General features: G+C 55.2%; 15 protein-coding genes. 3 read left to right on the forward strand and 12 right to left on the reverse strand.

Annotated features, from left to right (window positions below):
* Positions 1-23: 23 nt before the first annotated feature.
* The 4 genes from BP38_RS0107130 to BP38_RS0107145 form a co-directional block, all read right to left on the reverse strand.
* Complete coding sequence (locus tag BP38_RS0107130) at positions 24-3203, reverse strand: type I restriction endonuclease subunit R (protein WP_026987166.1); 3180 nt, start codon at positions 3201-3203, stop codon at positions 24-26.
* The gene (locus BP38_RS19500) at positions 3200-4384 is read right to left on the reverse strand and encodes a restriction endonuclease subunit S (RefSeq protein ID WP_051609082.1); all 1185 of its coding nucleotides are present in this window, start codon (positions 4382-4384) and stop codon (positions 3200-3202) included. Before BP38_RS19500 ends, BP38_RS0107130 begins: the two co-directional genes overlap by 4 nt.
* Positions 4381-5937 (reverse strand): class I SAM-dependent DNA methyltransferase, encoded by a 1557-nt coding sequence (locus tag BP38_RS0107140; RefSeq protein WP_081816516.1) that lies wholly within the window; start codon positions 5935-5937, stop codon positions 4381-4383. The genes BP38_RS19500 and BP38_RS0107140 overlap by 4 nt, the downstream gene beginning before the upstream one ends.
* A gap of 137 nt (positions 5938-6074) precedes the next feature.
* Positions 6075-6776, reverse strand: a complete 702-nt coding sequence (locus BP38_RS0107145) for a thermonuclease family protein (RefSeq protein WP_026987168.1) — start codon at positions 6774-6776, stop codon at positions 6075-6077.
* Positions 6777-7488: 712 nt separating this feature from the next.
* Between BP38_RS0107145 and BP38_RS0107155 the strand changes: the two genes are divergently transcribed.
* Positions 7489-9543 carry a hypothetical protein gene (locus tag BP38_RS0107155; protein ID WP_026987170.1) on the forward strand — a complete coding sequence of 685 codons (2055 nt, stop codon included), beginning with the start codon at positions 7489-7491 and terminating at the stop codon, positions 9541-9543.
* A 364-nt stretch (positions 9544-9907) separates the two neighbouring features.
* Here BP38_RS0107155 and BP38_RS22540 read toward each other — a convergent pair whose 3' ends face one another.
* Entirely contained in the window at positions 9908-10675 is a 768-nt protein-coding gene (locus BP38_RS22540) for a hypothetical protein (RefSeq protein ID WP_155992265.1), read from the reverse strand.
* Positions 10676-10972: 297 nt separating this feature from the next.
* Between BP38_RS22540 and BP38_RS0107165 the strand changes: the two genes are divergently transcribed.
* On the forward strand, positions 10973-11533 hold the full coding sequence (locus tag BP38_RS0107165; RefSeq protein WP_035724055.1) for a recombinase family protein: 561 nt from the start codon (positions 10973-10975) through the stop codon (positions 11531-11533).
* Between the two features lie 726 nt (positions 11534-12259).
* Here the strand turns inward: BP38_RS0107165 and BP38_RS0107175 are convergent.
* Positions 12260-13093 carry a hypothetical protein gene (locus tag BP38_RS0107175; protein WP_026987174.1) on the reverse strand — a complete coding sequence of 278 codons (834 nt, stop codon included), beginning with the start codon at positions 13091-13093 and terminating at the stop codon, positions 12260-12262.
* Between the two features lie 271 nt (positions 13094-13364).
* Here BP38_RS0107175 and BP38_RS0107180 point away from each other — a divergent pair, with 271 nt between their 5' ends.
* Positions 13365-14018 carry an SOS response-associated peptidase gene (locus BP38_RS0107180; protein WP_026987175.1) on the forward strand — a complete coding sequence of 218 codons (654 nt, stop codon included), beginning with the start codon at positions 13365-13367 and terminating at the stop codon, positions 14016-14018.
* A gap of 1 nt (position 14019) precedes the next feature.
* Here the strand turns inward: BP38_RS0107180 and BP38_RS0107185 are convergent, their stop codons facing one another.
* From BP38_RS0107185 to argE, 6 genes are all read right to left on the reverse strand, one after another.
* Positions 14020-14274: a hypothetical protein gene (locus BP38_RS0107185; RefSeq protein ID WP_035724060.1), complete on the reverse strand. Its 255-nt coding sequence runs from the start codon at positions 14272-14274 to the stop codon at positions 14020-14022.
* Positions 14271-15536 carry a Y-family DNA polymerase gene (locus BP38_RS0107190; protein WP_026987177.1) on the reverse strand — a complete coding sequence of 422 codons (1266 nt, stop codon included), beginning with the start codon at positions 15534-15536 and terminating at the stop codon, positions 14271-14273. Before BP38_RS0107190 ends, BP38_RS0107185 begins: the two co-directional genes overlap by 4 nt.
* A 287-nt stretch (positions 15537-15823) precedes the next feature.
* Positions 15824-16477, reverse strand: a complete 654-nt coding sequence (locus BP38_RS0107195; RefSeq protein ID WP_026987178.1) for a hypothetical protein — start codon at positions 16475-16477, stop codon at positions 15824-15826.
* Between the two features lie 483 nt (positions 16478-16960).
* Complete coding sequence (locus BP38_RS0107200) at positions 16961-17152, reverse strand: hypothetical protein (protein ID WP_026987179.1); 192 nt, start codon at positions 17150-17152, stop codon at positions 16961-16963.
* On the reverse strand, positions 17149-18210 hold the full coding sequence (locus tag BP38_RS19505) for an AbrB family transcriptional regulator (protein WP_162175131.1): 1062 nt from the start codon (positions 18208-18210) through the stop codon (positions 17149-17151). The genes BP38_RS0107200 and BP38_RS19505 overlap by 4 nt, the downstream gene beginning before the upstream one ends.
* A 76-nt stretch (positions 18211-18286) precedes the next feature.
* Positions 18287-19465: an acetylornithine deacetylase gene (gene argE, locus BP38_RS0107210; protein ID WP_026987180.1), complete on the reverse strand. Its 1179-nt coding sequence runs from the start codon at positions 19463-19465 to the stop codon at positions 18287-18289.
* Positions 19466-19485: the final 20 nt, after the last annotated feature.

The raw sequence follows: 19485 nt of genomic DNA on the forward strand, positions 1-19485 counted from the left end.
TGTTGGCCAGCTTGTGAATCTTTTTATGACTGAACCGATGCGTAGATGCTCTCCCCGCCGCCGGAGTAGGCACTGAAGATGTGGTTGAAGGCGGCGTTGCACTTGGTCTCGTAGATGTCCTCGTCGTAGGCCTCTGGTAGCCCCTGGTCGAGGACGACTTCAATGGCCTGTTTGACGGCACCCCGGGCCTGCGGCTTGTTGTGCCAATCGAGGACCAGCTTTTCAGCCTTGAGTGTCTCCAGGAGGGACTTGCAGGTCTTCTTGACCTCCGCTCGTTCCTTCTCGGTCAACTCTGGTTCCGGTTTAGTGAGGATGTCGAAGAGGGCAAGTTCCTCTTCTGTGAGGCCCTCACGAATGCCCCGCTGTTCTTCTTCACTCAGGTCCTGTGTGAGGTTGATCAGCTCCTCGAAAAACTCCTCGATGTTTAGGCTGGCGGAATTATACTTCTCGATCAGCCGTTCGAAGCGCTCCAGGAAGTCTGACCGGGTTGGGTTCAGTTTCGCCATCTCAACCATCTTCTGGTTCAGGAGGGACCGAAGCTTTTCTGCCTCTGTCCGTTTGCGACCCTGGGCGAACTTTTCCTTCAGCTTTTCGAAGTCGATCTGGCTGAGGTCGAACAACTTCTCGTCCGGGGTCTCATGGATGAGATAGGGGACTGGAGCCACCGATCGGTCCAGGAGGTCCTCCACCTGCTCCATAACGTGCGAAATGTCCACCGGAGGTGCTAGTGACTTCATTTTCTGGGCGAGGACCGAGATCAGGACAGCATCAGCTGTGATCTCTGATGCCACTGGGTCTGGCAGGATGGCCTTGTAAACTCGAGATACCGACGCTGCCATACTGAAGTAGGACCTTTTGGTCTCCTCAGAGCCGAGCAGTTTCTCCACGGCATCATCCAATAAAGCGATCTTCTGGAACCCCTCAGCCTCTTTGATCTTCTCAGGCTCGATACCGTGTTTGGTGAGGAAGGTGAGCGTCTGGGCCACAAGGTGCTTCAGGTACTCGACCAGTTCGCTCTTGTCCTTGATGGGCTGACCACCGTCGTCCTCTCCAATGGTCCCGCCGTAGATGGCCAAAGCCTTCTGGAGCTTCCCGAAGACACCGACGTAATCCACGATCAGACCCGCAGCCTTGCCCGCGTCTCTGCGGTTCGCCCTGGCAATGGTCTGCATAAGGGTGTGATTCTTCATCGGCTTATCGAGGTAGATGGTCGAGCATGAGGGGACGTCGAAGCCGGTGGTCCACATGGCACACACGAAGACGAGGCGAAGCGGATCGTTTGGGTCCTTGAACTTCTCGTCCAGTTCCTCCTCGATCATACGTTTGCGATGGGGCCTGATATTGAGGCCTTTCTTCGCCAGCTCGGTTTCCTCGTTCTGCGCCTGGGAGACGACAACGGCCATGTCGGCCTCTTCCATGCGCTTGATGGTCGCCTCTAGCGCCTCACGGTCTTCATCGGATGCTGAGGTCAGTTCTCCTTTCAGCTTTGTGAGGTGAGCTTGCCAGTAGTTCTGGACTTTGTCGTACATCCGAACGGCAGTGGCCTTGTCGATGCAGATCATCATGGCCTTGCCCTGGTGCCCCCGGCCTGTGAAGTGCTGCACCAGGTCTTCAGCGATAGCCTCCAGGCGTTCGTCCCTGCTAATCAGATGGTACTCACGGGCAAACACGCGTTGGACCTTGCGTTCCTGATCAGCGTCCAGCTCGGCTTCCTCTAGAAGCTTGTCCATGTCCTTTGACAGGTCGTCGTTGGTCAACTGAAGTTCGGGTTTACGGTTTTCGTAATACAGGGGAACCGTGGCTCCATCTTCGATGGATTGGCCGAAGTCGTAGACTGAAATATAACCACCGAAGACATCCCTGGTCTTTTTCTCCTCACCATCGATTAGGGGTGTCCCCGTGAAGCCGAGAAATGCGGCATGGGGAAGTGCGGAGCGCATGTTAAAGGCCAGGGTGTCGTATTGGGTTCGGTGAGCCTCATCAGTGATAACGATGACGTCCTGGCGATCAGATAGCTTCGGGTAGGCCTCCCCCTGATTAGTCCCGAATTTGTGGATCAGGGTGAAGACATATCTGTGGTCTTCGGTAAGTAGCTGTTTCAGATTCGCCCCACTGGTCGCGTGAGCCTCATCTTCAGTCACAGCGCCTGTCGCGGCAAAAGTCTTGTAGATCTGTTCATCCAGTTCCTCTCGGTCTGTCACGATCACAAAGGTCCAGTTGCCGGGAATCGTGCGGAGAGTCTTCTGGGTGAAAAAGACCATGGAGAGGGACTTACCGGATCCCTGGGTATGCCAGAAGACCCCAAGCTGCCCTGCCTGGTCCTTCGGACGTTGCCTGACGTCACCTAGCTTCGCGATGGCCTTGTTGACCCCCAGGTACTGATGGTTCTTGGCGATCATCTTGATTCGCCCGCCCTTGGCCTCCTCGAACAAAGTGAAGTTCTCGACGATGTCCAGCAGGCGTTCAGGTGTTGCAGTACCCCGGATCACAGTTTCGAGGGACACCACCCCCGTTTCTCCCTCATCGTTGATGCGCTTCCATTCGGAGAAGTGTTCCCAGGGGGCATAAGTACTCCCCATGACTGTCTGGGAGCCATTGGACAGCACCACGAAGCCGTTGTACGCGAAGAGCTGAGGGATGGCGTTGCGGTAGTCGGTGAGGTTCCCGTCGTAGGAGGCCTTCAGCGTGTTGTGGCTGGCCTTCAGTTCCAGGAAGAGCAAGGGGATACCATTGACGAAGCCGACTAGGTCGCAGCGTCGACTGTAGAGCTCACCGCGTACCCAGAACTGGGAGGCCATGAAGAACTCGTTGTTCTCAGGGTTTCGCCAGTCGATCAGGCGTACGGTTTCTGTAGTTGTGCCCCCACGATCATCAGGGACCTCGACTTTTACGCCATCCCTCAGAAGGATGTAGATTTCCTGATTGGCGTTGACCTGGATAAGCTTCGAGCGGTCTCTTTTGAGTTCCTCCACGGCTTGCTCGATGGCATCGCTCGAAAGGGTGGGATTGAGCTTGGCCAGGGCGGTACGGAGCCTAGAAGTGAGGACGACTTCATGGTCGATTCCTCTGCCCTCGCTGGATGCGCCTCCCGACCATTCGCTGTAGAGGTTCGCCGTCTCCCAGCCCAGCTCATTGAGCAACCCCAGCGCAGCCTGCTCCAGGGCATCCTCAGAGTAGTCATAGGCGGGAGACGGTGGTGTCATGCGACGGCCTTCTCCAGGGTCTCTTCGGCCTCCCTGACGTCTATTTCACCGGAGACGAGCTTGGGCAGAAGGAGGTCTCGTTGGCTCCTGAGGTTGGTGTTCTTTCGATGCAGCAGCTGCTGTTCTTCCTTCATTGGAAAAACTGTGTCACCAAATAATTGTTGAATACACATAGGAGATTTGAGGAACGCAGCTTCTGCAATTCTTGTGCGAGAGAGTTCCGTTTGCCCTGTTGAGCCAACCCCCTGTTCTTCAAAAAAAGGCTGTAGATACAGTAATTGTTGCCCAAAATATGACGTGTTTATGTCTGCGCAAGCCCGAACAATAGTCACATGACTATCAACTGTAACATTCTCCAGATTTTCATATACTTGCGCTACTCGTCCTAACGTGCCGACACCTGTAGAATTAATCAATATGTCACCAAAGAGAACCTTCTTGTCATCTGGAACTTTTTTACGCTGCTTTCTTGCTAACTCCATGGTCAGCCGCTGATCGCGGATACACTTTTGGTTAATTACTCGGCTGTTTGCTCCATCGTCATAATTGGGAGATATGCCTCTGCTTATGAACGAAGTTACATCGCTAAGTGAGACGACTGCCCATCCTTCCGGTACAAGGCCCAACTCGGTGTTGCTGTCAACGAACCTGATGTCCTCATGACCCGGGAAACGGAAGTGGACGAACCACTCCTCGTAGAGACGCCGGGCCATCTCCTCCAAGATCTCAATGCGTCGTGTGTTGTTCTCGATCAGGTCGTCGTAGGCGGATAGGATGGAGGCGATGCGGCGTTGGGTAGCCAAAGAAGGAACTTGAAACTCAAGTGGCTTGAGGCGTGACTGAGTAAGCAGTGGTTGGGCAGCTCCTCCAGCATGGCGGTTGAGATTTGCATCAATGAGTGTGTAGTAGAGGAAACGGGTAGATACTTCCTCGGGGTTGGCTTCAACGACAATTGTGTTATCTGAAGCCCAGAACCTTCCTGAGCAACGTTCCACAGAGCCGCAATACGCGCCTACACGGCCAAGGATGATAGCGTCCTCGTACATGTAGGCTTCTGACGCTCCGATTGTCCCGTTGGACCCATAGACAGGATAGGTTCCTGACCCTCCCGGTTTGATCGACTTGCCATTTCGGAACTGAGCGAGCGTATCCAGCCTCTTTGTTTGCCAGGCCAAGGTCACCGCGCCCCCTCCAGTACTGACACCACGTTTTCAGCGATTTGGTCCTCCAGTTCCCGCGCCTCGGTGTTAAGGACTTCCAGTTCCTCGCTCAGTTCCCCCAGCCGCTCTGCGAAGTCCACATCGTCATTTTTCCGTGCTGCAGCGCCAACATAACGTCCAGGATTCAGCGACCACCCCTGAATCTCGATCTCCTCCCGAATGGCAACCTTACAAAGCCCCGGTACATCAACGTAGCCCTCAGATAGACCGTTGTCGGCCAACAAGTCGTAGCTACCCTGAAGCAGCTCAGGTTCCTCTCCCCGGTACAGGCGGACGATGTTCGCCAGGAACTCAATCTGTTCAGGCCTGAAGTCCCGATGTGCCCGGTCGAGTTGGCGATAGACGTTCCGGGCATCCAGGAAGAGGACTTTGTCAGCTCGTTCCCCTTTGGCCTTGCCCTTGTCTAGGAACCACAGGGTGCAGGGGAGAGTGACTGTGTAGAAGAAGTTCGAACTCACCGAGACGATCACATCAACTGCACCGGTCTCGATAAGTTTCTGTCGGATCGCTAGTTCGCTACCTCGTGCATCCCCAGCCGAGTTGGCCATGACGAACCCAGCGCGTCCGGTCTCATTTAGGGTAGAGTAAAACAGCTGAATCCAGAGGTAGTTCGCGCTATCGGGTTTAGGCAGCCCAAACGGGAAGCGTGGGTCTCCCTCAAGCCGTTCCTTGTCCACACCGGACATATTGAAGGGGGGATTGGCCATAACGAAGTCGAAACGGCCTCCCAGCTTGTCTACGGAGCTGTGGGGGTCTTCGTAGTAGGTGTTGGCCACCCGGATATCACCTGACAGACTGTGGACAGCCAAGTTCATCTTGTTGAGATTGACGGTGGTCTGGTCCTTCTCGGCACCAAAGATGGAGATCTCGTCCATCGCCTTCTGTTGGTGGCGTTCGACGAAGTTTGCGGAGTGAACGAACATACCTCCCGAGCCACACGCAGGGTCGTATATGCGGCCATGGTAGGGCTCGATGATTTCGACGATCAGCTTGACGATGGACTCTGGCGTATAGAAGACGCCGCCCTTCTGCCCCTCCTTCAGGGCGAAGTTGTCGAGGAAATATTCGTAGACCTTGCCGAAGGCATCTCCGGACAGGTCGATGGGGCCCAGGATCTTGAGGAGCTCAACTAGAGTCGAGTTTCCGATCTGGGTGTAGTTGCGAGGCAAGGCACCCTGAAGGTCCGTGTTCTCCTCCTCAATGGCCTTCATGGCATCATTGATAGCCTTGCCGATGTTGTCGCCCTCGGTCAGCTCCATGAGGTAAGAGAAACGGGCTTCAGGTGGAAGGAAGATGACCCCTTCAGCTTCGTAGTCAGCCTTGCTGATCTTCCGTCGACCGCCGGACCCTACTGGTCCCAGTTTGGCTTCGGCTTGAGCATACTTCTTTTCGGCGTAGCGTAAGAAGATCAGCCCCAGGACAGGGGTGGAGAACTCTGCGGGTTTCAGGCCGGTGTTTGCCCACAGCTGATCTGCCGCCGCCCACAGGCGCTTGGCTTCATCTCCTTGGACCACGATTTACTCCCCATTCATTGTTGCTCAAGATGCTAACCGATACAGAAGAGTCGCGCCATAGATGTACTGCCCAACTCCGTGCGGCATTCGCATCGACCCCGTGAATTCAGCATCGATAACGCCTGCAGTCACGTCAGTCATCTCCTTGCCCGACGCCACCCAGCGTCCCGAGCTTCCTTTTCGGAGCAGAACCAGCGCTCTCCCCGCGAAGAATTGATTCTCGTCCTGCCGTAATACTGGTCACTGGGCATGTGGAAGATCCTGACCCCCTCCCGGTTGATGTTCCCTTTGATATTGCAGTCACGGGTCAGCGGAGAAGTCTCTGATCCTGAAGTGCCACCCAAGGCTCCTAGACGCTCCCCACGACGCCAACTCCAGGGCTTTACGAAGTCACCTGCCCAGATGTTCCTTGAGGCTTCCTGGGCCTGTTTTTCGAGGCTCACGTAGTCCTCAGAATACTTCCGATAGGCGACGGCCCATCCTTGTTTGACCATCCAGGCGTTGAGGTCTTCGTTGCCCTTCCTACAGACGCTCACCATGCGGCCATAGCCATCCGTATCAAGACCCTCACAGTAGACCGGGGACTGTCCGATGCGATCCGCTAGGGCGAAGGCTGCCTTCTGTCCGCACCTCCACTCCTGACCGGATTGATCTAGGCACTTCTGAGAGCTCTCAGGAGCATCAATCCCATGTAGGCGGATTCGGTGGCCTTGGATCTCCAGCGTGTCTCCATCGACCACTGAGGCTCGCCCCGTGACATCTGAGGAGGCCAAGGGGTCCGAGGAGGGCAGGAGGGCAAAGGCGACCAAGATTGCGGATATGAAATAGGTTCGACGCATGAGGCTTCCGTACCACTGGTCACGTTGAGAAGAGTTTACCGGCAGGACGGGTCACTCCGATCTAACGAGTAGCAATCTTGCCATCCCTGCCAGTCTTGATAGTATCCATTTATGGAACCCGTTGCACTCCAAGACAACAGCATCATCCTGGCGCAGCTCCTTCAGACGCGGTTCGGTTGGTCTGCCGATGAGGTTGCCCATTGTCAGGTTGAGATCCTCGAAGGCGGAGCCTGCTGGGTGGTGCGAACCGGGCTTTTCCGGAAGCGTGATGGTAAGCGTGTCTGGATATCGCAGGCGCTACCCGAGGGGTCCTACATTTTCATAGACCCACAATCCCCCAGGTCGCTCCGCAGATACTTCAGGTCCTGGGACAAGCGCATTACCAGGCGAGATGGCACACTAGAGCCGTCGCCCATTGAGGACTGGTTAGAAGTCAACTACGAGACCAACACGCATGCTTGGATTGTCGGAATGAACGCGATGGAACTAGAAATATCGATGAAGATGTTCCGGCACCTCAAGTATATAAGGGTGCGATCTTAGGGGAAGGGCTCAATACCCTTCCTTCACGTAAACTTTGTGGCAAAACCCCACGACCCCTTCATCCCGCGTGACAAGTTCGGTGAGCTGCGGCTACTTGGGGGAGTGCTGTTCTGGATTTATTCCGCCTCGCTTCCAGCAACCGCCGAAACCTCACCTCGAAAGGTCTATAATGAACGACGAGTTCGACCCTCAGTCTCTTGTTGAACCGCTGGGTGACCAGTTCACTCGAGAAGCAAAACTTTATCGAGAGACTGCTCCAGTGCCGGATGTCAGCTCTGACTACGGGACTGTCCTCTACATGCCTGAAGCGATTGCCCTAGGTAAGCGTGCTGCGGATCACACTGTGGCCACGCTAGAGGCACGGGGACAGGAGGTTGGGTCGGATCATAGGAAAGCTATCGAAGCCTCCTGTATGCTGCTAGGTCGGCTTGCTGCTGGTGAATATGTCGGCAAGCATGTGATTGACCTTCCAACGGGAGCAGGGAAGACCACGGCCCTCGTATCCTTCGTGAAGACCCTCATTGCGTATGGTCCTCCAGACTGGTCTGTCGCTATCGCTGCCTATCGTATTGAGGAGCTTGGAGACCTCTATGATCTCCTGACTTCCGGGGATCTAGCTCTGGACAAAGCAGACGTTGCGATCTGGCACAGCGCTCCAGGAAAACGAGTTCCCCCCACGTATCCACCTGATGACCGGCACAGGTATCAAGACCACCGTGTACTCCTGATGACGCATGTCCGCTTGCAAAAGGGTGACAGCGCGGCCTTCAACATGCGGCACCTGAAGAAACCCCGGAACCTGCTCATACACGACGAGAGCTTCAGGTCTGCTGAAGCTGACCTCTACTCATATCCAGAGCTGACTGGGGCACTTGAGGCAATCTGTCGCCGTGAAGATCTGGAGCAAGACGAGAAGATGGCGATAGAGGAGATCAAGAAGCAGATTGACCAGGAGGTTGAGAGCCAGAGGAAGGGTTGGGCCGCAAAATGTTTGAGGTTTGAGGGCCTGAATCATGACCTGGTGGATAGATTGCAAGTTATCGCACGTAGGAACACCAAGATGCAGGGGGCTGAGGTCGTTAAGTTCCTCAGACAGTCCTCTCGTCCAACAAGGGTCCTGAAGCGTGGCGGTAGTGAGGCCAGTGAGCACCTAGTCCAGACCACCCCATTGGTATCAAATCAGCTCGAGCGGATCGCTATCCTGGACGCTTCTTATGGTGTTCGGACACTGGTCTCCTCAGCGGCTGAGGTGAGAGAGAAGACCAAAAGTGGCTCTGGTATTCGTCCCCTGCATCACTACTGGAAGCACGATCCATCAGCCTTTAAGCGATTCGACCACATCACAATCCACTATGCCCAGACCACTCAGTCCGGCCGTAACTTTGCCCTGGAGGACTTAGGGGATGGTGAAGACAGTGTCCTGAGCCAAGAGTTGGTTCACCTCGTGAAGGAGGTCATACCGGACGACCAGGCTGTCTTGGTGGTGACCCTCAAGGCAGATGACCAGAAGAAGGTAGACCCCTCATCGGAACTGAAGAGGGCTCTCCAGAAGGCCGGCATAGAACCCTCCAGGCTGGTGAAGACCTCAGAGGGGTCAGAGGTGCCTAAAGTTTCCTTCCTCACCTATGGGCAGGAAACGGCCACCAACGACTACACGGATTACGAGGTTGCAGTGTTTTTAGGGTGTCTGGAGTTGCCGGCACCTGAACTGGTGGGACAGTATCTGGCGGAGAGTGGGGACCTCACAACTGACGTGACACCAGACCAGATCAAGGGTCTGCAGTTAGGTGAGATCCAGCATCGCCTACTACAGGCCATGTCTCGGATTAGGATGAGAGGGGTCTTCCTTGAAGAGGATGATGCTGGGGAACTGAAGACCCAGGCAAAGGCCTCCACGGTCTATCTGGCACTGAGGCACCCTAAGGAAGACCTAGAACCCTTGGTCCAGATGCTGCCAGGGGTCAAGTGGGAGCCCTGGACCCTACAGTACTGGGGGCACAAGACCACCTCAAAGGCCGAGCAAGCCTGCGAGCAGATCTTGGCTGCCCTAGTCAAGGTTCCTTTGGATGAAGACCACATATCCACCAAGGCGTTGAAAGAGAGGTATCCAGAACTGACTGGTTGGGAGACACGTACCTTCAATCGGGGAGCTGAGGCTGCTCTAAAGCAATGCTCGTGGAGGAAGGAAGCCCGTGGGTTCTATAGGGTCACTGAGGACAGCTAGAGATAGGAGATCACCAGAAGGATGGATAAGTGCTATGCCCTTAAGGACTCTATAGGGGGTAGGAACTTATTTTTACAGAATTCCCTGCTCAACCGAACTCACAAGAGTTGATAATTTTTTATCTTCACAAGACTGAGCTGTAGACTTCCTATTATTCAACTAGAGGGTGTTTATATACTGATATTCAATTATACATAGGAAGAGGCACTTAGTTCGAACCAAAGGGGCCGATAGCCGCTGTGGTCTTATACATTCATCATTTGTGGTCTTCCCCAGATCGACATCTGTCCTGACCTTTGTGGGCTTGTGTTGGCTACAGTATTCCTAAGAGGGCCGAGCAGCCTGTTGTGGGTTTGATCGGTCTTCACTCCCAACGCTCTTGAGCTTGGTCTAGCTCGGTGAGCCAGCGAAGATACGATGCGCCTGAGCTTACAAGGGCAACAGTCAAGGGAAGAGGTGGGGGATTGGGGTCTTCTGTAGCTTGACCATGGCGATAGGGATGCACTCCATTCACCCAATTCCCGAAACTTGCAACGAACTGAGAAGCAGCTGTCCTAGCATCTTGGTTGTCCCCAAAATACCGAGCTACATACGGTCCAAGTTTTTTAGTAACTTCTTGTTGTTTCAGCTGCTGGACTTGGAACATCAACTTGAACAGAATTTCGTTCGCCTCAAAGACACTGCGCAATGCGGTCTTAGTATCAGGTTCCTCACCTGCCAAAGCCGCAAGGGCATCTTCAAAAGCTACCCGTACTGCGTTGTACCTTGGCTTACCCAATCTGGAGATTGTGGAGCTAGATATAAATTCAAATTCAGCATCCTCAAAGAAATGAACGCCCCCTCGATCATCTAGTTTATATCGAACTTTCTCTTCGTTAAAAATCCTTGATACACCATCTGTCCAAAGATTACTTGATCCAGACGTATAAAAAATATTCCATAATATTGTAATAGAATCTAATAAATCATTAATACTGCAATCAATGAAGAATTCACGCCAATCAATAAGAGATATGCTCCGTGGCAATATTATTCCTAATTCCCCCTCTAAGTAGGCAGGTATATCTATTCCCGTATAATCTCCAGTGAATTTTGGCTCATTAATAAAAAGCCTATAGATGCGGACTCTCATTCGTTGGCTGTCAGAGCTTAAACACGAAGGCTGGAGGTACACATGAGAGAAACGCTTCCCAACGGGTAGGTTTTCTTGCTGCATATGAATACTTTCTCTGTATGCGTATCAGGTAATAGATTCGACAGCTCAACCTATCATAGCTGAAGTTTATTTCGAAGCGGTGTCCCACAGAACCCTGCCTCAACGGGACAGTCATGCATGAGTCCCAAAGTGTCCCATACGAATTGTAATTGTATTTTGGGACAGTCTGTGCCACATAGTCATAGATCACATTGGCACACACTGGAGACCCATATGTCCCTTCGCATCGGATACGCCCGCACCTCCACCCTTGATCAGAAGGCAGGCTTCGAGGCTCAGCTCAAGAGCCTGGAGGCCGCTGGATGCAGCAAGATCTTCCGGGAGCAGGTGTCGTCCGTTCAAAAGCGCCCGGAGCTTGAGAGGGCCCTCGATTACCTTAGGGACGGGGACACCCTGGTGGTCACCAAACTTGATCGCCTGGCACGATCCACAGCCCACCTCCTGGCCCTCTCTGAGACCATCCAGGAGAAGGGGGCCAACCTCCAGGTGCTAGACCTCAACCTCGACACCTCGACACCTACAGGAAAGCTCCTGTTCACGATGATCGGGGCCATCGGACAGTTCGAGCGTGAGATGATGCTGGAGCGTCAGCGAGAGGGGATCGCTAAGGCCAAGGAGGAGGGGAAGTACAAGGGTCGTAAGCCAGTGGCAAAGGCCAAAGCTGATGAGGTCTTGAGCCTGAAGGCGGAAGGCATGGGACCTATGGAGATCTCGAGACGCTTGGGGATCGGTAGGTCATCGGTCTACCGCATCCTTGAGGACGCTACGCAGTAGGAGGGTGGCGGGGTGTTTGAATACCAGACATTGATAGGCTGACCGTTGTATTACAGCGATAGAAGTTGACCTACTTCGCAACCTTAGACCGGAATTGCTCTAGCGCTTGCGTGTTTAGTTCCCCAGAGGCTACGTAGAATGCTACGACTGCTGAGGATGCTCCCGGTCCCCCTTCACAGTCACCGACAACCCAATCATCAGCCAGATCGTACACTTCTTCGATTAGGTCTTCGAATGCATCACTGCCATCGAAGTCATCACCACCTGCATCACAGATAGCGTGCCAACGTTTGTTGAAGGCTTCGAAAAGGTGGCCGCCCTGGCCGGACTGAAACGTCTTGTCGACCAGTAGAAGGAGGTGCCTGCAGTCGTCTGTGCTTTGACAATAGGGGCACCGCTCATCACCACTATCCTGGGCCAGCTCGACTCCCTGGTCTTCTTCCTCTGCACCCCATCGAGTAGGTCGAAAGGTGGTCCGCCATTCCTCCTGAGCCTCATCCAGAGTGATGCCGTCCCAGCGCTCCGCTAGGTGGGCGGGAATCGACATTGAACATGCTCCGCACCTGATGGTCTGCTGGACGAAGAACCACGGGGTCCGCTCCTCTGACGACGCCTCTGGGTCCGGGGAGGGCAACGAGGTAGAGCCCGGTCTCTCGGAGAGGCATTCGGGACAGATGAAATGCCCTTCGTTGGCAGAATCCGGGCCTCTCTCGCCTGAGTGCTCAGTCATGCAACGTCTCCCATTTGTAACTGAATATCTGCATCGGAAAGCGTTCCATCAAATCCAACCCCTCCATCTTCACCGTATTTGACCAGTAGTGCTCCCTTGGTTCCGCCAGAAAAGTGCCAGTAGTCCCAGAAAAAGAGCCCTTCGTAGTGGTAACCATGTCCTTGCAGGCTTAACTGCTGTCCCGACTTTACCTGCTCCCACTGGGCTTGGCTGAGCCCGATGGAGACCTCTATGTCCAATCCCCAGTGGACCGTGATCAACGCGAAGGCTTCTGTACAAGGATCAGCGACGATTAGTGGGTAGTTGAGACGAGCGGCGTGGAGTACAGCGCAAAAGTCAATCTGCTCATCCTGCTCCGACGAGGCCGTGCTCGTAGGGGTTATCCAACCTGAACCCCACTTTGCTTTGTTGGACTGGAGGTACGCGTAGAAGAGTACCCCGCAGGCAAGTAGCTGTTTGTCCTCTGCCCTTCCGGCACCCTTTGGCATCGCCGGCAGCACTTCTCTGTCTACCCAGGCGGCGAGCTTCGGTGTAGCGCCTTCCTCCTCGTTAGACGATCTGCTGCACCACAGAAGATATTGGCTTGCCTCTGTGCCGCGACTGACAGAGATGAAGAGATCGTACTCCTCATGGGCCTCACCAAGGCCCTCAGTTCGCCGCAGCAGACTGGTGAATGGCCGGAAGGGCCGCGAGATAGGAGAGCCGAACTCATCTGGGTATTCCAGGCCTAAGGCTACGACGGTCTCTTCATGGTCTCCGGGTATTGCTATATTCACCGGGCAGTCCACGGTTTCCCATCCACCAATTCTGGTAGGGACATTAATGATCATGGGGACAGGCTTCCTCATCAGTGTAGATAGACATAGTCTGAACCCAGCAGACCAAGTGAACGGGAGGACAGCGGTGATCCTTATTCTCGGAAGGTTTGGTCACCAACGGCCATAGGATTTGGTGCTGTTAAACTTTACCTTGTGTAATATCGCAGATTATACGGTTTAATTGAATCACATACCGACCGGCCTGTGAAGGTAGTTTCTGGGTACGTACCCCAGTCACAACGTGGGTTACGATTGGCGTAATCTCATCGAAGAGCGTGTCATTATGTGCGGACGCTATACTGAAAGCCGAGCCTTGCAGGAGATCCAGGATCGCTTCGCGCCTGACGTGATTGGTTACGAGCTAGACCTAGCTCCCCGCTATAATCTGGCCCCAACACAACGAGCTCCGATCCTCCGAAAGATCGACGGCAAGCGGGAACTCACGCAGCTCGTCTGGGGCCTTGTTCCCTTCTGGGCGAAGGACAAGTCAATCGGCAGTCGGATGATCAATGCCAGAGTTGAGACGGTGACAGAGAAGCCCGCCTACCGAGCGGCCTTTAGGAAGCGCAGATGTCTGGTGATCGCGGACGGCTTTTATGAATGGAAGCGTGAGGAGGACAGGAAGTCGCCCTGGTACTTCTGTCGAAAAGACCGAGGCCTCTTCGCGTTTGCCGGTCTGTGGGAACAGTGGATGGGTGATGGAGACGCACTCGAGACCTTCACCATCCTCACGACAGACGCCAACGACCTGGTGAAGGAAGTACATCCTCGGATGCCGGTCATACTGCGGCTTGACCAGGAAGACCCATGGCTGGATTTGGAGAAGACGGACCTTGCTCCGCTGGAGGCCTCTGAAATGATGTCCTGGCCAGTCTCAAAGGCAGTCAACTCGCCAAAGAATGACGGCCCGCATCTTGTAGAAGCCGCAGTGAGCTAGGCTAAGCAAGGCCGCCAACGAAGCCGCTCAGCTCATCTAAGCGTACCATGGAGAGCCTAACCTGGCCGCGACAGCCCCGAGCTTTGCAGATCGTCTCCTGCTCCAGTTCGGCAATCGACAGAAACTCCCGCTCCGGCGACACACAGACAATCGCACGTGTGAGGTAATGCGTATGCCCACACTTCCGACAGCGGGCTTCCAGCTTCTGTTCGTCGGCCAAGTCGCCGACACGGATGTTCTCTTTCCAACCACTCACCAGAAGTCCTCCGCTGAAGGCACTCGGGTGTAGCTGATCTTGCCGCCCACGTGTCCGCCTTTGGGAGGGTTCCAGTACCCGAGGCTGACCACCGTCCCGGCATAGCGAGCGTTGAGTTCGTCGATGGCCTGGCTGATGTTCTCCCAACGTTGACGAGTTCGATCATCACGTAACAACAGGTCGAGCTGCCGTTCGCTCGCGGGGGAGAGATCGTAGAGGGTCACGCCCACGCGGAAGATCATCACTCCACGCGGAAAGGCTTTCTCCACCTGGCCCCATAGTCCCCCCAGAGCTTTGAGGATCGCCTGGTCATCACGAACGATTGGTAGTTCTGTCTTGCCAAGCCAGGTGCCGCTGCGGGTCGACAACCAGAGCCAAAGACCACCCGCATAGTAATTCTCACGGCGCAAGCGACGAGCTGCCTTGGTCAGGAGAAGTCGGGAGATTTCACGTGCCGCCGGGACTGTTCTCGAATCTGGGGGCAAGACACGCCCGTGACCAAACATACCCCGCCCGGAAGGCTGAGCCTGGATATCGTAGCCGTGCAGCGCGTACCACAGGCGCTCACCGGTCACGTTGCCCCAGAGCTTACGCATGTGCTTGGGTTGGAGGCCGTACAGTTCCTCCGTGGTGACCACGCCCGCCATCTGGAGGCGAACCCGCATGTTGTTGCCGACGCCTGGGATATCGTTGAGCGGCACTGCAAAGAGGGGGGCGGGCATGTCGTCCGGATGCCAGATAGCGAGACCGTCGCCATAACGTCCATTGCTGTGCTTGCCTTCCTTGCAGGCGATCTTCGCCAACTGCCGATTGGCCGCAAACCCTATGGAACAGGTGATCCATATCCCAATGTTCTCCCGGATCGCTGCCTTGATCCGCCGGGCCAAATCCTCTGGATCATGTCGGTCAGCCGCATCTAGGCGGCAGGTCAGCTCGTCGATGGACTTGGCGGCGTCGATGGGAATGACAGTCTCGATCTCTGACAGGAGAGCGTTGTGTGCCCGCCGATAGAGGTCAGGCTTCTGGGGTACCAGAACGAGACCGGGACAGCGTTGCCTCGCTTCACGGACAGGCATGACGTTCTTGACGCCATAGGCTTTGGCTTCACGCGAGCAGGCGATGACCGACGTCCTGTCCGTACCATCAAAGGGAACGACGCCTACGGGACGACCACGCAAACGCCGGTCACATTGCTGTTCAACCGCCGCAAAGAAGCCGTCGAAGTCGAGGTAAAGGCGTTCTATGGTCTCCGGTTTGCGCATAATGCCTCTGTCCAGAATGAGAACATATAGAGAACATTTATGCGAGGCTCTGAGTCAAGGCATTGTTGCTGAGCCGCCTGGAGCCAGTGGTTGGGGGTTGCGATGCCCGGACATTGGTGGCTCAAGTATTGGAGAGGGGCTAGGAGTCCCACCCTTCAAATTCTGGGGGTGCTGGGGTCGTTCAGAATGTCGATTTCAAAAAGCCGCTAAAGGGGTCTTTGTTGTTGTTGATGTTCGACCTTCCAAGGTGGGGAGCCAAAATTCTGCGTAGCTGTTTCCCGGTACTGCTAAGGAATAATATCACAGACGTCGATAAACTCCTCAAGCGGGCCCGTTTTCCCCCCTCGTTGTAGATGGAAGAAAAATAGTTCGGGCAGTACTGGATTCTCTGTCCAAAGGTCCATGACGAACTCCTGAACGCTGCTTCGTCTGGGTAGGGGGGCGAGGTCATCAATTACACCTCTCTGCTCAGCGATTGTTGTTAATTCATCCATTGCCCATTCCGGATCAGGTTCTTCTTCTATGATGCGCTCAATCTGAGCACCGCATTCAATAATTTTCTCACGCACTTCACCCCCAGTGATAGTGTGCCTTTCGAGTAGATACGTCTCCCAACTACTGACAGGTCGGTCAACGTAGTAGGTAACGTAGGCTGATGACATACCAGTAGCGTCTTCAAATTTACTGTGAACCTTGGCACTAGAAATGAAGTCTACTTCATCAAGTAGGTCTGAGAAGACTTCACTTGGATCAGCACCATCTCCCAAATCATGACACAGAATGTCCCAACGTTCATTGAACGCTTCGAAGAGGGCCCCGCCTTGTGCAGACTGAAATGTACTGTCGACATGTAGAAGGAGGTGCTCACAGTCATCTGTGCTCATGCAGTAGGGGCAGGACGCTGTTTCAGATTCGCCATTCTGATTGTCTGCATCAAACATGAAGCTCTCCTGCTGGCCTTTATCTAGGTTGTGAAGCAATTCTACCACCGCATTCGACTGCGGCTATATATATCTGAACAGCAAGCATTCTGGGTAGTTGGCGTATAGGTAGGGTGAGCTAGGGATCTCACAGAGTGAGCTCAGGGAGTCCCTATGAGTTGTACTTGACGGAGAACCGCTAGAACTTCTCCCGCGCTAGCCTCAAGGGCTCCACAGCCTCCACAAGCTGCTCATCACTAGGCCGTGGAGAGTGACGGCATGTCTATCGCAAGAGGGCTCCCGGAGTTTCTTACGGAGACCTTTCGCCCCGACAAATCTCGGGAAGCGTGTGTGATGTTATGAGAAAAGTATTCAAGATCAGGGCTTTATTTTTTTTGTTGGTTTGATTTTAAGTCCTGTGTGTCTACCAGTTCCACCACGTCCGCAGCGACCTGTTCTCTAGCAGCCGGCTCACCGCCCTGCAACGTGCACAGATCGACCCCATTATTTTCGCCGCCGCTGGCGCAGGTAGGCAATGAGCAGGAAGCAGAGCACCAGGGTAATGGTCAGGGGCGCAACGACAACAAGCAAAGGCAAGGCCGCGAACAACAGGACCAGAAGACCTATGCCAATGCCCAGCACCAGCAGGCAGAGGAAAATGCCGAAGAGGTTGCCGAGTATGTCCTTTCCCTTCATGGCGTGTCCTCTTTCTGAGAGCCGGGGTGTGCCTGTTTTCCCAATCTGTGTTCTATCAGCCGGTATAGGGGGCCTGCGCAAACGACAATGAGGGCGATGCGGACGATATGATGCGTGGCCACCAGAGCCGCATCTGCGCCCAGTGCGATGGCGATCAGGCTCATCTCGGCCAGTCCGCCCGGGGCATAAGCAAGCACCAGGGGAGCCAGGCTGATGGGGGTCATGACAACCAGAAAGCTCGCTATAGCCAGGGTGATCATGACCAGCAAGACTGTTGCCCCTGCTGAATGGACAATGGTTTTCAGGACCATCATCGCGCTTGTTCCATAGAAGCGTGCCCCGATGGCCGCACCGATTGCCACCTGGGCGATGGAAACAAGGTCCATCGGCGGCGCCGCCTTGGTGAGTCCCAACAGATGGACAATGGAACTGAGGACCATGGGGCCGACCACTGCGGCCGCCGGTATCTTCATGGCACGTGCACCGAAGAAACCGGCGATGGCACAGGCAACCAGCAGGACGCCTGCCGTCAGGCCGACATCGCTCCATCCGGGACCGACCCCACCGGTTTGGCCGGGTTCTAGATCCGATAGCCAGTAGAAGCCGAAGGGAATGGCCACCACGATCAAGAGAATGCGCGTGGCATGCACAAGGGATATGACGCGGGGGTCGCCGCCATACTGTCCTCCCAGCAGGACCATTTCGCTCAGGCCCCCGGGGGTGGCGGAGAAATAGGCGCTGGCCTTGTCATAGCCGCAGACGTGATGGAAATAGAGATAGCCGCAGGCGGTCGACAGGACGATGTACAGACTGACCAGCGCCAGGCTGCCGCTCCAGGCGCCGAGTGCGGATAGGATTTCCGGTGTAAAGCCGCTGCCGAGCATGACGCCAAGAACCGTCATCATGGCCGTCCGCAGGCTGGAAGCCATGGCGATGGGGGCGCCCATCATGGCTGCCACGGTGGTAAAGACCATGGAGCCGATCATCCAGGGCAGGGGGAAGTTGATGCTGTAGGCCAGCCAGCCGCCGATTCCGCCTATGCCAAGGGCAAGCAGCACGCTTGACCATGTCTTCGGTGCGCTTTGGGGAACTGCTGAGGTCACCTTGTCCGGCTCCGGTGATAAGGAACAGGCGTCAGTGTGCCTGAAGAGGCGCGCCAAGCCGCTTGACCAGGCGTTTCATGAAGACCTCTCCCTTGACCAGCTGTTCCAGGGAGATGAATTCATCCGGCTTGTGGGCCTGGGCAATATGGCCGGGGCCGCAGACCACGGCAGGTATATCCCGCTCTGCAATCTGCCCGGCCTCGGTCCCGAAGGCCACCTTGGTGGTGCTGTTTGCTTCGGCCAGCGCCTTGGTGAGTGTTACGACTTCGTGGTCCTCGGGGGTATCCAGGCCGGCGAAGGTGGCGCCTTGTTCAAAAACGATCCCGGTCTCCGCGGCAATGGCCTTCATTTCCGGCTCGAGATCGCTTTCCGCGAAGCCTTTCAGGTCGTTGAAGAGCACACGCGGGTCATCTCCGGGCAAGCAGCGGAACTCGAACTCGAACGAGCAGTCCTTGGGGACGATATTGACTGCGGTCCCACCTTGTATGGTGCCCACATGGACCGTCGTGAAAGGAACGTCATAGTCGTGATCGAAGGGACCTTCCTCGGCCTTGATCCGACCGATCTCGACAAGGCGGTTGATCAGGCGGGCCGCGTACTGAACCGCGTTGACCCCCTGCGGCGCCAGCGAGGAGTGGCATTCATGCCCCCGCACGTGGCAGGTAAAGCCAAGACGGCCCTTGTGCGCGTTCACGACCTGCATGCCCGTAGGCTCGCCGATGATGGCACAGCGTGGCCGCACTTCCTTCTGTGCCAGATGGTCCAGCAGGGGGCCTACGCCCACGCAGCCAATCTCTTCATCATAGGTGAAACAAAGGTGGATCGGGATCTCGTTGACATGCTCCAGGAAATCCGGGGCATAGGCCAGGCAAAGTGCGACGAAGGACTTCATGTCGCTGGTGCCGCGCCCGAACAGCAGACCATCACGTTCGCTTACGGTCCAGGGATCCTGGCTCCAGTCCTGGCCGTCTACCGGAACCACATCGGTATGACCCGAAAGTGCGATTCCGGAACGGTCTTGAGGACCGAGCGTGGCATAAAGGTTGGCCTTGCGCTTGTCTTCGGAGTGCACGAGTTCGCTTTCAACTCCCAAATCCGCAAGGTGATTCGCAATGAAGTGAATCAGTTCCAGGTTCGAATTGCGGCTGGTCGTATCGTAAGCAATCAGCCGTTCGATCATGCTGCGGGTTTCGGGTTTTATTTCTGGCATATCTGCATGAGTCCTTGTTG

This window comes from Fodinicurvata fenggangensis DSM 21160, from assembly GCF_000686045.1.
Classification (GTDB): Bacteria; Pseudomonadota; Alphaproteobacteria; order Kiloniellales; family DSM-21159; genus Fodinicurvata; species Fodinicurvata fenggangensis.